Below are 13,931 nucleotides of genomic sequence, written 5' to 3'. Positions count from 1 at the left end.
CTTTTCGTGGTGACGCTCAGGCGGCGGCCAGCTCGGCGGCCTTGTCGGCGCCCTCGTCCATACCGGCGGCGAGGGTGACCAGGGGGTGGTTGGCGCCGGCGAGGATCTCGCGGCCCTCCTCGACCTGGTTCCCGTCGAGGCGGACGACGATCGGCTTGGTGGCGGTGTCGCCGAGGATCTCGAGGGCCTTCACGATGCCTTCGGCGACCGCGACGCAGGACGTGATGCCGCCGAAGACGTTGACGAAGACGCTCTTGACCTGCGGGTCGCCGAGGATGACGTCCAGGCCGGCGGCCATGACGGTGGCCGAGGCGCCGCCGCCGATGTCGAGGAAGTTCGCGGGCTTGACCCCGTTGTGGTTCTCACCGGCGTAGGCGACGACGTCGAGCGTGGACATGACCAGGCCCGCGCCGTTGCCGATGATGCCGACCTCGCCGTCGAGCTTGACGTAGTTGAGGCCCGACGCCTTGGCCTTGGCTTCGAGCGGGTCGGCGGCGTCCTTGTCCTCGAGCTCCTCGTGCTCGGGGTGACGCACCTCCGAGGCGTTCTCGTCGAGGGTGACCTTGCCGTCGAGGGCGACGATGTTGCCGTCGCCGTCGAGGATCAGGGGGTTCACCTCGACGAGGGTCGCGCCCTCGCCCGTGTAGACGTCGTAGAGCTTGACGAAGACGTCGGCCACCTTCGGGGCAAGCTCCTCGCTGAACCGCGCAGCGCGCGCGATCTCGAGGGCCTTGGCCTGGTCGATGCCGGTGAGCGGGTCGACCTCGACGCGCGCGAGCGCCTCGGGCTTCTCGACGGCGAGCTGCTCGATCTCCATGCCGCCTTCGACGCTCGCGAGGGCGAGGTAGGAGCGGTTGGCGCGGTCCAGCAGCACCGAGAAGTAGTACTCCTCCTCGATGCGGGCGCCTGCGGCGACCATGACGCGCTTGACGACGTGCCCCTTGATATCGAGCCCGAGGATCGCCTGGGCGGCCTCGAACGCCTCATCGGGGGTCTTCGCGACCTTCACGCCGCCGGCCTTGCCGCGCCCGCCCGTCTTGACCTGTGCCTTGACGACGACGACGCCACCGAGCTGCTCGGCGGCCGCTTTCACCTCCTCCGGAGTGTCCGCGACGATGCCGGCAAGAACCGGCACCCCGTACTTCTCGAAGAGGTCTCGTGCCTGGTACTCGTACAGATCCACAGTGCAGTCCTTCGGTGGGGCGAATGTGGGTGGGTGACGCCGAAAGAATCTCGATGTCGAGAGATCGACAGGTTCCCCAGCCTACTACCGCGCGGGCGCGGGTCCGTCCCGCCGTCGAGCGGGCGCGGGACGGCCCCGGCGCTATGCTCGCTCCATGACCGAGTTGCCACCGTCGGGTGGCGCGAGCCACGACGTCGTGGCTGCCGCGCTGGACCTGTTCGCGCGTCAGGGCTTCGACCAGACCTCCGTGGAGCAGATCGCTCAGGCCGCGGGCGTCTCGCGCTCGACGTTCTTCCGCCAGTTCGGCGGGAAGGACGATGTGGTCTTCGCCGACCACGAGCTGCTTCTCGAACGGGTGCGCGCGTTCCTCGCGGGCCCGCACGACGATCCGTGGGATGCCGTGTGCGAGGCCTCGCTGCTGGTCTACTCCCACTTCGCGGCCGACCCCGAGCTCGCGCGCCGGCGCTACACCGTGGTCCGCGAGGTGCCGGCGCTGCGCGACCGCGAGATCGTGACGGTCTTCCGCTACGAGCGCCTGTTCGACGAGTACCTGCGCGCCGCGATCCCGGGCCTGGATCCGCTGGACGCCGTCGGCTTCGCCGCGGTCGTCACCGCCGTGCACAACCACGTGCTGCGGCAGCTGCTGCGCGGCGCGAAGCGGGTACCGGCATCCGTCCTCCGCGCCGCCCTCGACGACGCCCGCCGTCGGTTCGGCGTCCACCCGGACGCGGACCCCGCGCCCGACGACCTCGTCGTCGCCGCGTTCCCGCGCACGATGCCGCGCGCGGAGATCGCGCGCCGCCTCGCCGCCCGCCTCGACGGCTGACGCGGATCCCCCTTCCGGCCCTCTCCCTCGGCGGGGTCGGGCTCGCCCGGGCCGCGCGCGATGCCGGGCACCCGCCCTCCGTGTGAAAAACGCGGGAGAAACCGGCGCCCCCGCGGCGTGTCGGGGGCGGAGACGTCGAAAAGACCCCAGCGTTTCACCGCGCTTGGACGCGACCGTCCCGGCGTGGCGCAGGTGCGGCACTCAGTCCACCGCTTACTGACACTCGGTACCACTAGACTGACCAGCGCCCGCCGCCGACAACAGGAGCACCGCATGAGCGACGAATTCCAGCCCCGCCCCGGACAGAGCGTTCCCGGCTACGACCTCGCCGCTCGTCTGGACACCGACTACTACGCCGTCTTCGCCGACATCCCCGCCGCCGACCGCGAGGTGTGGGACCGCGCGAAGGTCTTCGTCGACGGCCTCGGCGATCGGATGCAGCGCGCCTGGGACGCGGCGGAGTATCCCCTGGATCTCGCGATGAGCCTCGGCGCGCACGACCTCTTCAACGACGGCATCGAACACCCCGACCTCACCTTCTTCTCCCCGCTCGCCGCGGGACTGGTGAACATGGAGATCTCCCGCGGGGACGGGTCCCTCGGGACGGTCGTCGCCGTCCAGGGCGGCCTCGCCCTCCGCACCCTCGCCGCCTACGGCAGCGCCGACCAGCAGGCACGGTGGCTCAGCCCTCTGGCCCTCGGCGAAGTGCCCGGCGCCTTCGCCCTCACCGAACCCGACCACGGCTCCGACTCTGTGGGGCTCGCGACCACCGCGCGCCGCGACGGCGACGAGTGGGTGCTCGACGGCGCCAAGAAGTGGATCGGCAACGGCGCGTCCGGCGGCATCACCTTCGTCTGGGCGCGCGTCGACGACCCCGACGCCCCCGAGCACGACGCCGTCCGCTGCTTCCTCGTCGAGCAGTCCACGCCGGGCTACACCGGCACGGTCATCGGCGGCAAGGCGTCGCTCCGCGGCATCCACCAGGCCCTCATCACCCTCGACGGCGTGCGCCTGCCCGCGGATGCCGTCCTCCCGGGTGCGCGGAGCTTCAAGGACGCCTCGCGCGTGCTCTACGCCACCCGCTCGGGGGTGGCGTGGTCGGCCCTCGGGCACGCCACCGCCTGCTACGAGGCGGCGCTGTCGTACGCGCAGCAGCGCACCCAGTTCGGCAAGCCCCTCGCCCGGTTCCAGATGGTGCAGGAACGGCTCGCGCAGATGCTCGAGGAGCTCACCGCGATGCAGCTCTACTGCCGCCACCTCGCCGATCTCGAGCGGTCGGGTGGGCTGCGTCCGACGCAGGCCTCGCTCGCGAAGTATCACAACACCCGCGCCGCGCGCCGCATCGCGCAGACCGCGCGCGACCTGCTCGGCGGCAACGGCATCCTCATCGAGTACGGCGTGATGACGCACATGGCCGACATCGAGGCGATCCACACGTACGAGGGAACCGAGTCGATCCAGGCCCTTCTCATCGGACGCGACATCACGGGGATGAGCGCCTTCGCCTGACCCCGCGACGCGCCGCGCGTCGATACTCTTCGGGCATGGTCCTGCCGCTGCACACCGAGCGCCTGACGCTGTCGGTCCTCACGGCAGCCGATCGCGCGGCGTTCGTCCGGTATCGCCGGGATCCGGATGTCGCGCGGTGGCAGTCGTGGAGCACGACGTACAGCGACGCCGACGCCGACGCCCTGCTGGCGGATCAGCCCGCCGGGATCGAGGCCGGATCGGGGCGGTGGGTGCAGATCGCGATCCACGACGCGGGGGGCGACCTGCAGGGGGACATCGCCGTCCGAGCGCTGGACGACCAGCCCGACACCTACGAGATCGGGGTGACCCTCGCCCCGGCGGCGCACGGACGCGGGATCGCGTCGGAAGCGCTGACCGCCATCATCGACGCGCTGTTCCGGGAGCTCGGAGCGCACCGTGTCTTCGCCGTGTCGGATGCGCGCAACGAGCCGGTCGCCCGACTCCTGCGACGGGTCGGGTTCCGTCACGAAGGCCGGAACATCGACGCCGATCGGTTCAAGGGCGAATGGACCAGTCTCGACACGTGGGCGATGCTCCGACGGGACCGGTGACCCCCGGATTCCGGGCCACGGCGACCTATCACCGTGCACGGGGCGCGGCAAGCCGTCGGGGCGTATCCGGCGCGGGGGCTACTCTCGCTCCCATGGGCCTGTTCAATCATGAGCCGAAGACCGTCCGCATCGAGTCCGACGGCATCGACCTGAAGGCGTCGCAGTCGCCGTGGCGGCAGTGGGCCGACGGCTTCGGGGTCCTCGCGACCCGTGCCCTGCAGGTGATCCTCGTCGTCGCGGTCGCCGCCGGCATCATCTTCGCCATCCAGCAGCTCACGCTGGTGACGATCCCGGTGGTCATCGCCCTCATCCTCGCCTGCGCGTTCGCCCCGGTGATGAAGTGGATGCGTGCGCGCGGGGTCCCCTCGCTCCTCGCGACGATCCTGGCGCTGCTGACGATCGTGCTCCTCCTCACCGGTGTCGGCTGGCTCATCGTCTGGGCGGTGCGCGACCAGTGGGACGACCTGTACGCGCAAGCGGAGGACGGGCTGCGGTCGCTCATCGACTGGGCTCAGCAGCTGCCCTTCGCGCCCACGCAGGAACAGCTCGACGAGTGGCTGGAGACGCTCGTCGACTTCGTCACGAGCGCGCAGTTCGGCTCGGGAGCGCTCGCCGGCGTGAGCGCCGTCGCGAGCTTCGTCACGGGTCTCGTGCTCATGGTCGTGACCCTCTTCTTCTTCCTCAAGGACGGCCCGCAGCTGTGGGAGTTCCTCCTCCGCCCGTTCCGCGGCGAGCACTACGCCCGGGGTCGCCGCATCGGCGACAAGACGGTCACGGTGCTCGGCTCGTACGTCCGCGGCACCGCGACGGTCGCCCTGGTCGACTCCATCGGCATCCTGATCGGTCTGCTCATCCTCCAGGTGCCGCTGGCCGTCCCGCTCGCGGTGCTCGTGTTCCTCCTCGCGTTCATCCCGATCGTCGGCGCGACGCTCGCCGGCACCCTCGCCGCACTCGTCGCTCTTGTGGCGAACGACTTCGTCACCGCTCTTCTCGTGGTCGGTGTGGTCGTGCTGGTGAACCAGCTGGAGGGCAACCTCCTTCAGCCGGTGCTGATGAGCCGGGCGATGAAGCTCCACGCGTTCGTCGTCCTGATCGCCCTGACCGTCGGCACCGTGCTCGGCGGCATCGTCGGCGCGGTCCTCGCGGTGCCGATCACCGCCGCGGTGTGGGGCGTCATCCAGGTGTGGGACGGCCCGAACACCCCGGCGCGGTGGGCGCGGCCGAAGAAGACCGTCGAGGCCTGACCGACGCGCGAGCGGCGGCCCCCTACCGGGCGTCCGTCGCCCGGGGCAGGATGAGGGGATGCCGTACGACATCCCTCCGCCGATGCTCGCCAAGTCCGTCCCCGCGGTTCCGGATCCGGCGAAGACTCCGGGTGGGCTGAGCTTCGAGCCGAAGTGGGATGGCTTCCGCGCCCTCATCTCGTGGGACGGCACGAACGTCGAGATCGGATCCCGCGGCGCCAAGCCCTTGACGCGGTACTTCCCGGAGCTCGTCGCGGCCTTCCGCGAGCTTCTCCCCGCGCCCTGCCTGATCGACGGCGAGATCGTGGTGCCGACGGGCCCGGCCGGAGCCCAGCGCCTCGACTGGGAGGCGCTCAGCCAGCGCATCCACCCGGCAGCCTCGCGGGTGGCCACGCTCTCCGCCGAGACCCCCGCGATGTTCATCGGATTCGACCTCCTCGCCCGGGCGGATGCCGACCTGACGGGGCATCCGTTCGCCGAGCGTCGCGCCGCGCTGGTCGATCTGCTCGCGGACGTTCCGCACCCGGTGCACGTGACGCGCACCACCGACGATCCGTCGGTCGCCGAGCGGTGGCTCACGGAGTTCGAGGGGGCGGGCCTCGACGGCGTCATGGCGAAGCCCCTGGCCGCGGCCTACGCCCCGGGGAAGCGGACCATGTTCAAGGTCAAGCACGCGCGCACCGCCGACGTCGTGCTCCTCGGCTACCGCATCCATCGGTCCGGCTCCGGTGTCGGATCCCTGCTCCTGGGGCTGTACGACGGTGACGGTGAACTCGTGTCGGTCGGCGGCGCGTCCGCCTTCACCGATCGCCGACGCCAAGAGCTGGTGGCCGAGCTCGAACCGTGGGTCGAGCGGGACGCCGACGGGACGGCCGTCACCGGCGAATCCGACCGGTCTCGCTTCAGCGGCTCGAAGGACGTCTCGTTCGTGCGCCTGCGCCCGGAACGGGTCCTGGAGGTGCGGTACGACCAGCTCGAGGGGCGGCGGTTCCGCCACACGGTGCAGTTCGACCGCTGGCGCCCCGACCGTGATCCGCGCTCGTGCACCTACGACCAGCTCGAGAGCGTGGCCGCCTACGACCTCGCCGACGTCCTGGTGTGACGGCTCCCGACGTCAGTCGGCGTCGGGAGTGCGGGCGCGCGAGGGCTGCACCCGGGGCGGCTCCCCCGGCATCTTCGGGAACTCCGGCGGGAACGGCAGTTCGCCGAGGCCGTCGGCGACGTCGCGCTCCCACCACTGCAGCAGCGTCTCGATGCGTCCGGGCGCGTCGAACATCGCCGCCCAGGGGTCGCCACGCTCGGCGAGACGGTCGGGCACACTGCGGACGGTGAAGTCGGCGGGATCGACGCCGGCGAGCTCATCCCACTCCAGCGGCGTCGACACACGCGCGTCCGGCAGCGCCCGCGGGCTGTAGGCGCCGGCCATGGTGCGGTCGCGGTTGGCCTGGTTGAAGTCGATGAAGACGCGCTCTCCCCGCTCCTCCTTCCACCAGGCCGTCGTGACGCGGTCCGGCATCCGTCGCTCGACCTCGCGGCCCGCCGCGATGACCGCATGCCGGACGTCCAGGAACTCGTGGGAGGGCTCGATCGGGCAGAACACGTGCAGGCCCCGATTGCCGCTGGTCTTCAGGAAGGCGGTCAGCCCGGCCTCTGCGAGCACCTCGCGCAGCACCGGCGCCACCCGTGCGGCATCGGCGAAGTCCGTGCCCGGTTGCGGATCGAGGTCGATCCTCAACTCGACCGGGTTGTCGGTGTCGGCGACGCGCGAAGCCCACGGGTGGAACACCACGGTGTTCATCTGGACCGCCCAGACCGCGGCGGCGGCTTCGGTGAGGACGAGCTGCGGATGCCGACGCCCGCTGTTGTAGGTGACCGTCACGGTCTCCACGAACGACGGAGCGCCCTTCGGGGGGTTCTTCGAGTAGAAGCGCTCCCCCTCGACCCCCTCGGGGAACCGCTCGAGCGACAGCGGTCGGTCGCCGTTCGCCGCGAGGAGCGGTTCCTGAACCGCGATGACGTACTCGGCGAGCTCGCGCTTGGTGATCCCGAGCGCAGGCCACAGCACCCGGTTCGGACTCGACAGCCCCACCTCGCGGTCGCCCTCGGGTCCCGGAACGGTCAGGGTGATGCGCTCTGACGCCATGGTCCGACCCTAGGACGTGGCGCTGCCTCGCACAGCCCCCGTGCGCGAACCGGTCACGCGGCGGGCGTCAGTCGGCGTCGGAAGCGGCGGTGGTGGGCGTCTCGTCAGGGAGCGCGAGAACCGGGGCGAGGTCATCGCGCCGCAGGCGGATCCACGGGCCGGCGGGATCGATCACGACACCGGCGAGCTGAGTGTCGCGGCGGAGCGCCGCGGCGAGCTGCGCGCCCGTCACGGGCGCCGCCCGGTCCTTGCGCTGGAGGACGGCGAGCTCGAGCGGGTGCGAGAAGAGCTCGAGGAACCTCTCCCCCTCCGCCGAACGCGCCTCGGCGAGGCCGGGCCGCCCATCGGGTGTCTGACCGACCGCGACCCACAGCGGCGCGCGGGTGAGGGCGTCGGCGACGGCGGACGGCGTCTGATCGGTGCGGGCACCGGCCAGAAGGGTCTTCACCGCGGCATCCGCGTCGTGGGTCTCGAGAGCCTTCGTGAGGAGCTCCGCGGGGATCACGGCGCGCGCGGGAGCCGAATAGTTGTCGACGATGAGGCCGTCGTACCCCTGCGCGATGACGTGGCGGAGGATGCTGAGGGACGGCTGCGCGAGAGCGGACGTCTCGGCCTCGCCGTCGGACTGGATGCTGGTCTGCAGCGCCGCACCCGAGGAGTAGGCCATGACGAACCGGCGCTCTCCGACGCTCGCGACCGCGAGGGGGATCTCGCGCCCTTCGGACAGGATGGCGCGCGCATCGCCCTTCACGCGCAGGAACAGGTGGCCCTGCAGGAGCTGGCGAGCGACCTGCAGGAGCTCCGTGGCCGCGGGCGGCGTGCTGAGCTCGGTCAGCGCGGTGCGCACGAGGATGTTGTCGCGGAGCCCCGGTACCGACTCGACCCCTTCGGTGGGCGCGGTCTCGGGGCCGAGCACGCGCTTCGTCGCCCCCTCCGGGGTGGCCGGCGCGGGTGCCGGCGGCGGGGTGGCGGGGCCGGAGCCGAGTCCCCCGAAGGACGTCATCGAGATCGACACCGAGGGTGCGGGCTCAACCGTGAGCGCCGCGTCGGCTGCGTCTGCGGTCGGCGTCGTGGCGTCGTCGGCCGGGGCCGCACCGTCGTCGGCGGGGCTGGAGTCTTTGGGTCGGCGCGAGAAGAGAGCCATCGCTCGAGCCTAACGGTCCCGCTCCGCCCCCGCGGCGCCGTTCCCCCTCCGTGACGGCGCGAGCTAGACCTTCGCTTTGCGGTAGCCCGCCGACACTGCCGCCGACTCGGTCCGGAAGCAGTCCTCCGGCTTCGTGCGGTCGTAGAAGCGCTGTCCCGGCATGTGATAGATCATCGAGCTCTTATTGCCCTTGATGGGGGCCCATGAGGGACAGTTCCACTCGCTCGTCGGTGTCGTCCGGGACGGATACCCGATGACAGCCGACGCGGCGGAGGTCTTTGTGACCGTCGCGTACCCGGAACGGGATCCGGTGACCTTGACGGTCAGGCGCTTCCCAGCGAGTCCCGACCCGATCTTGAGTGTCGACGACGTCGCACCCTTGATCGCGACGCCGTCCGCGAACCACTGGATACGCAACGAGCTACCCGACGTCCAGGTGCCCGTCACGACCTTCACCGTGCGGGTCACCTGCGCGGTGCCACTGATCGACGGAGTCCCGGCCCGCAACACGCGCACGGTAGACGCGGAGGTGAGGGACGTGGTGGCGTAACCGCTCTTCTTTCCCGTGACCTTCACGCTTATCCGCGCCCCCTCGTGGGCGGACGCCAGCCGATAGGTGGCCGCTGTGGCCTTCGCGATCGCGACACCGTCCGCGTACCACTGGTACGAGAGGGAGGTCCCCGAGAGCCAGGCACCGGCCTTCGCCGTGAGCGTGGAACCGACGGCCGCAGTGCCCGAGATCGTCGGCGTCGAGGCGGTCGTGATCTTCCCCGAGGCGGCCGAGGTCTTGGACACGGTCGGGTGACCCGGCTTCTTCGCCGTCACTTTCACCGACAGTTTCTTGTCGCGCATGGCACTTGAGATCTTGAGAGACTGCGCCGTTGCGCCTGAGATCGCCTTCCCGTCGAGATACCACTGGAAGGTGAAGACCGCCCCGGCCGTCCAGGTTCCGGGCTCGGCGCGCACCGTCCGATTCACCGCAAGTGCACCGCTGATCTTGGGCACACTGGAGCGCATGACGAGAGATGTCGGCTTAGCCGATCGCGTCACGGTCGCGTACCCGACCTTTGACCCTGAGACGTCGACGGTGATCGCGACACCGTCCTGGGCGGCGCCGGGCACGAAGGTCGCCGACGTCGCGCCGGGAATCTCCGCGCCGCCCGCGCGCCACTGATAGGCGAACGCCGTGCCTTTCGTCCATGTCCCCGTCGTTGCGGTCAGCGTGGACCCTGTCGCCGCCGTGCCGGTGATCGTCGGCGACCCCGCAACGATCACGCGCGCCGTCGGGCCGCTCGTGCGGGATGCATCCGCATACCCCTGGAGAGTCCCCGTGACGCGCACAGAGATGGTCTTGTCCCGATCCGCCGTCGTCAGCGGGTACTCCGCTGAGGAGGCGCCAGCAATCTCGATGTCACTGACGAGCCACTGATAGGTGAAGGACGTTCCCTCCGGCCACAGCCCCGGGTCGACCGTGAGAGTGCTCCCAACCGCGGCCTCGCCCACGATCGACGGCGTGCCCGCGGCGATGGGCGGCGGTGACAGAACCGCATCGAAGCAGCACCTGACCTCTGCCTCGGCGACGGGGATCCATTGCGCGTCGACGTCCGACGTCGCCCCGGCGTACCACTGCAGTGTCAGTCCGCTGCCTGAAGGAGGATCGAAACGCAGTTGGTAGTCCGCGGGCGGAAGCTCGGTGAGGACGAATGTCCCCGAAGAGCCCGAGCCCGTCGTCCACTCGGCGCCCGCGCGGTCTCGAGCCGTGATGGTCGTCCCCTCGACGGGCGCCCCGGTGGTGTCGGTCACCGTCCCTGACAGGGATCCGGGCTGCGGAGCCGGCGGCTCCGGCGTCTGCGCGGACGCGGCAGCGCCGAGCGGCAGCAGCGACACGGATAGGGCGAGCACCCCCGCGAGAGCGAGATCGCGCACCCACCCTCCGCGTCGAGCGCGCAAAAACGTCATCATGCGATCCCCCATCTCGTCGGCGGCGACGGCGCCGCGCGGCGATCCCCCCGGATCGCTGTCATATTCGTACCACGTGCGCGGGGGTCGCGCGTGCCGGACCCCGTCCCGGGCCCCCGCCGGTCAGAGCTTGGCGATCGGGGCGATCTTGATGAGCAGCTTCTTCACGCCCGCGCCGTCGAACCGGACATGGGCGACGCGCTTCGCGCCCTCGCCGGTGACGGCGTCCACCCGCCCCTCGCCGAAGTCGTCGTGACGGATGCGGTCGCCCTGAGCCAGCTCGAGGTCGCCGTTGTCGCGCACCTTGGCCGGGATCCGGTTGGCGAACTTGTCGATCGAGCCGCTCGATCCCGACGGCGAGCGCTTCGCGAGCGGGACCAGGTCGTCGCCGTACCGGTTGCCGGTGCCGAACCCGGACCCGCCGCCGGGCCGCCGCGCATTCAGCGCCCGTGATTGGGTCCCCCCGCGACTGTTGACGTCGCCGGGCGACTGACGCCACTGCAGCAGATCCGACGGGATCTCCTGCAGGAATCGACTCGGCATCGCCACCGTCACCTCGCCGAACTGCGCGCGTGTCATCGCGAGGGACAGGTACAGCCGCTTCCGAGCGCGCGTGATGCCGACGTAGAACAGGCGGCGCTCCTCCTGGGGTCCACCCGGCTCCCCCGCCGAAATACGGTGCGGGATGAGGTCCTCCTCGACGCCGGTGAGGAAGACCGCGTCGTACTCCAGCCCCTTCGCCGTGTGCAGGGTCATGAGCGAGACCGAACCCGAGGCATCCTCGAGGTCGTCGGCGTCCGAGACGAGGGCGACCTCCGTCAGGAAATCGAGCAGCGTCCCTTCCGGGTTGTTGCGCGCGAACTCGCGCGTGACCGCGACGAGCTCGTCGAGGTTCTCCACGCGCGCCTCGTCCTGCGGATCCTTGCTCGCGCGGAGCGCGTCGTAGTAGCCGCTCTTGTTCAGCAGCAGCTGCAGCCCCTCCGCGACGGCGGTCGGCGGAGCGAGCTCGCCGGATGCCGGGAGCATGACCTCCGCCGCTTCGGCGAGCACGGCATCCAGCCGCGCGATGGCCTGCTGGATCTTGGGGCCGACCCCGATCGCGGAGGCGTTGGCGAGGGCGTCGCGGAAGGTGATCTGCTCGCTCTGCGCGTACCGCGCGATCGTCTCGATCGTGACGTCGCCGATGCCGCGGCGTGGACGGTTGATGATGCGGCGGAGCGCCATCTCGTCGGCGGGGTTGGCGATGGCGACGAGGTAGGCCAGCGCGTCCTTGATCTCGGCCCGCTCGTAGAACTTCGTGCCGCCCATGATCTTGTAGGGCACGGCGGCACGGATGAAGATCTCTTCCAGGGCACGGGACTGCGAGTTCGTGCGGTAGAACACCGCGATCTGGTTGTAGTCGACTCCCGCGCGATGCAGCGTCTCGATCTCGTCGGCGATGAACTGCGCCTCGTCGTGCTGCGAGTACCCGGTGAAGCCGACTATCGGCTCGCCCGCCCCGACGTCGGTCCACAGCCTCTTGTCCTTGCGGTCGAAGTTGTGGCTGATGACGGCGTTCGCGGCGGAGAGGATGTTCTGCGTCGACCGGTAGTTCTGCTCGAGCAGAACCACCTTGGCCCCCGGGTAGTCCTTCTCGAACTCGGCGATGTTGCGGATGTCGGCTCCGCGGAACGCATAGATCGACTGGTCGGAGTCGCCGACGACGGTGAGCGAGGCGGGCTCGGGCGCATCGGCGGCCGGCGCATCGAAGATCATCATGCCGCTGTCGGCATACTCGTCCCCGCCGCCGCTCGACACCGGTCGCGTCAGTTCGTGGATGAGGGCGTACTGGGCGTGATTGGTGTCCTGGTACTCGTCGACCATGATGTGCCGGAACCGCCGCCGGTAAACGTCGGCGACGTGCGGAAACGCGCGGAACAGGAACACGGTCTGCCCGATGAGGTCGTCGAAGTCGAAGGCGTTGGCACGCTGCAGTTCGCGCTGGTAGGCGCTGAAGACCTCGACGAATACGCGCTCCGCAGGGTCGCTCATGTTCGCCGACCGGGCGTAGGACTCGGCATCCGCCAGCTCGTTCTTGAGCTTGGAGATGCGCCCCTGGGTCGCCGCCGGCGTCAGTCCGTAGGCGTCGGCCTCGTGCTCCTTCACCAGCCGCTTGATGAGCGCGCGGGAGTCGCCCGAGTCGTAGATCGTGAAGGACGTCGTGAACCCGAACTGGGCCGCCTCACGACGGAGGATCCGCACGCACGCGGAGTGGAACGTCGAGATCCACATGCCGCGCGCGCTCTCGCCGATGAGGTGCCCGACGCGCTCGCGCATCTCGCCCGCGGCCTTGTTCGTGAACGTGATGGCGAGGATCTGGCTCGGCCACGCCTCGCGGGTGCGCAGGAGCGACGCCACGCGCCGCGTGAGCACACTCGTCTTGCCCGACCCGGCACCCGCGACGATGAGGAGGGCGGGTCCGCGGTAGGTGACGGCCTCGCGCTGCTGCGGGTTCAGACCTTCGAGGAGGTCGTCGTCGGGTCGCGGACCGCCCGCGGGTCCGGCGCCCCCCGCACGCGGAGAACGGTCGTCGCCGACCACGAGAAGAGGGGCGGATGCCGCGCGGGGCGCGGGCGCAGAGGCGTCGGTCATGTCGCTCCCAGTGTAGGCGCGACCCCCGACACCGATCGGGGGAACCGGAGACCCGTATGCGTAGTCTGGAAGGCATGACGCGGTGGCGCATCGACGTGGGGTCCACCCACACCCTCCTCACCGAGGTGCTCGGTGCGGCCGACGACACCGCAGCGCCCATCGTCCGGGGCGAGCAGGCGCTGCGCGATGCCGCGGCCGCGCTCGCCGGCGTCGACGGTGTCGGGCCGGCCATGTCCGCGCTCGCCGAGGAGTGGGACGGGCACGGCGAACGCATCGCGTCCCTCGTGGACGCGGGCGTGACGGCGGTGAGCACGAACCTCGTGACCTACATCGACGCCGACGAGACGATGGCGGCCACGGCCGGACCCGCGGACGCGGCATCCTCTCCCGAATCCCCCCTCCCGGGGCGGGGCTTCGGTCCCCTCGGCTCCACCGGACCGCAGAGGTCTCTGCGATGACCGCGGGCTCGACCATCACGCTGGTCAGCGTCGGGCTGATCCCCGATCTCCCCGCAGATCCCGAGAGCGTCACCGCCGCCGCGACGGCGGTGCGCGGCGCCGTCGACGGGGTCGCCGACGCGGGACGCGACGTCGTCGGCCGCTGGGGCGGCCTCGGCGAGGTGTACGAGACGCCGGAGACCTCCATCGCGGTCGCGGGCCTCGCACCCGTCGACGACGCCGCGAGCGAATGGGCGACCGCCGCCACCGCGATCGCCCGCGC

General features: G+C 70.7%; 11 protein-coding genes. 6 read left to right on the top strand and 5 right to left on the bottom strand.

The window, feature by feature from the left end; genetic code table 11:
• Positions 1 to 16: 16 nt before the first annotated feature.
• On the bottom strand, positions 17 to 1,183 hold the full coding sequence (gene sucC / locus ABXJ56_RS10340; RefSeq protein WP_353999583.1) for an ADP-forming succinate--CoA ligase subunit beta: 1,167 nt from the start codon (positions 1,181 to 1,183) through the stop codon (positions 17 to 19).
• Positions 1,184 to 1,337: 154 nt separating this feature from the next.
• Between sucC and ABXJ56_RS10335 the strand changes: the two genes are divergently transcribed.
• From ABXJ56_RS10335 to ABXJ56_RS10315, 5 genes are all read left to right on the top strand, one after another.
• Positions 1,338 to 2,009, top strand: coding sequence for a TetR family transcriptional regulator (locus ABXJ56_RS10335; RefSeq protein ID WP_353999582.1), 672 nt, complete (start codon positions 1,338 to 1,340; stop codon positions 2,007 to 2,009).
• Positions 2,010 to 2,282: 273 nt separating this feature from the next.
• On the top strand, positions 2,283 to 3,518 hold the full coding sequence (locus ABXJ56_RS10330) for an acyl-CoA dehydrogenase family protein (protein ID WP_353999581.1): 1,236 nt from the start codon (positions 2,283 to 2,285) through the stop codon (positions 3,516 to 3,518).
• A gap of 35 nt (positions 3,519 to 3,553) precedes the next feature.
• Positions 3,554 to 4,090 carry a GNAT family N-acetyltransferase gene (locus ABXJ56_RS10325; protein ID WP_353999580.1) on the top strand — a complete coding sequence of 179 codons (537 nt, stop codon included), beginning with the start codon at positions 3,554 to 3,556 and terminating at the stop codon, positions 4,088 to 4,090.
• 92 nt (positions 4,091 to 4,182) lie between these two features.
• Positions 4,183 to 5,334, top strand: a complete 1,152-nt coding sequence (locus ABXJ56_RS10320; RefSeq protein ID WP_353999579.1) for an AI-2E family transporter — start codon at positions 4,183 to 4,185, stop codon at positions 5,332 to 5,334.
• 58 nt (positions 5,335 to 5,392) lie between these two features.
• Positions 5,393 to 6,436: an ATP-dependent DNA ligase gene (locus tag ABXJ56_RS10315; protein ID WP_353999578.1), complete on the top strand. Its 1,044-nt coding sequence runs from the start codon at positions 5,393 to 5,395 to the stop codon at positions 6,434 to 6,436.
• Between the two features lie 12 nt (positions 6,437 to 6,448).
• Here ABXJ56_RS10315 and ligD read toward each other — a convergent pair whose 3' ends face one another.
• From ligD to ABXJ56_RS10295, 4 genes are all read right to left on the bottom strand, one after another.
• The gene (gene ligD, locus ABXJ56_RS10310) at positions 6,449 to 7,477 is read right to left on the bottom strand and encodes a non-homologous end-joining DNA ligase (RefSeq protein ID WP_353999577.1); all 1,029 of its coding nucleotides are present in this window, start codon (positions 7,475 to 7,477) and stop codon (positions 6,449 to 6,451) included.
• 67 nt (positions 7,478 to 7,544) lie between these two features.
• Entirely contained in the window at positions 7,545 to 8,621 is a 1,077-nt protein-coding gene (locus ABXJ56_RS10305; RefSeq protein ID WP_353999576.1) for an SseB family protein, read from the bottom strand.
• A 63-nt stretch (positions 8,622 to 8,684) separates the two neighbouring features.
• Complete coding sequence (locus ABXJ56_RS10300) at positions 8,685 to 10,547, bottom strand: sunset domain-containing protein (RefSeq protein ID WP_353999575.1); 1,863 nt, start codon at positions 10,545 to 10,547, stop codon at positions 8,685 to 8,687.
• 156 nt (positions 10,548 to 10,703) lie between these two features.
• Positions 10,704 to 13,211, bottom strand: coding sequence for an ATP-dependent helicase (locus ABXJ56_RS10295; RefSeq protein ID WP_353999574.1), 2,508 nt, complete (start codon positions 13,209 to 13,211; stop codon positions 10,704 to 10,706).
• Positions 13,212 to 13,285: 74 nt separating this feature from the next.
• Between ABXJ56_RS10295 and ABXJ56_RS10290 the strand changes: the two genes are divergently transcribed.
• Positions 13,286 to 13,669 (top strand): DUF6507 family protein, encoded by a 384-nt coding sequence (locus tag ABXJ56_RS10290; protein WP_353999573.1) that lies wholly within the window; start codon positions 13,286 to 13,288, stop codon positions 13,667 to 13,669.
• Positions 13,670 to 13,931: the final 262 nt, after the last annotated feature.

This window comes from Microbacterium aurantiacum, from assembly GCF_040532595.1.
Classification (GTDB): Bacteria; Actinomycetota; Actinomycetes; order Actinomycetales; family Microbacteriaceae; genus Microbacterium; species Microbacterium chocolatum_B.
This window is presented reverse-complemented; position numbering and strand designations above follow the sequence as displayed.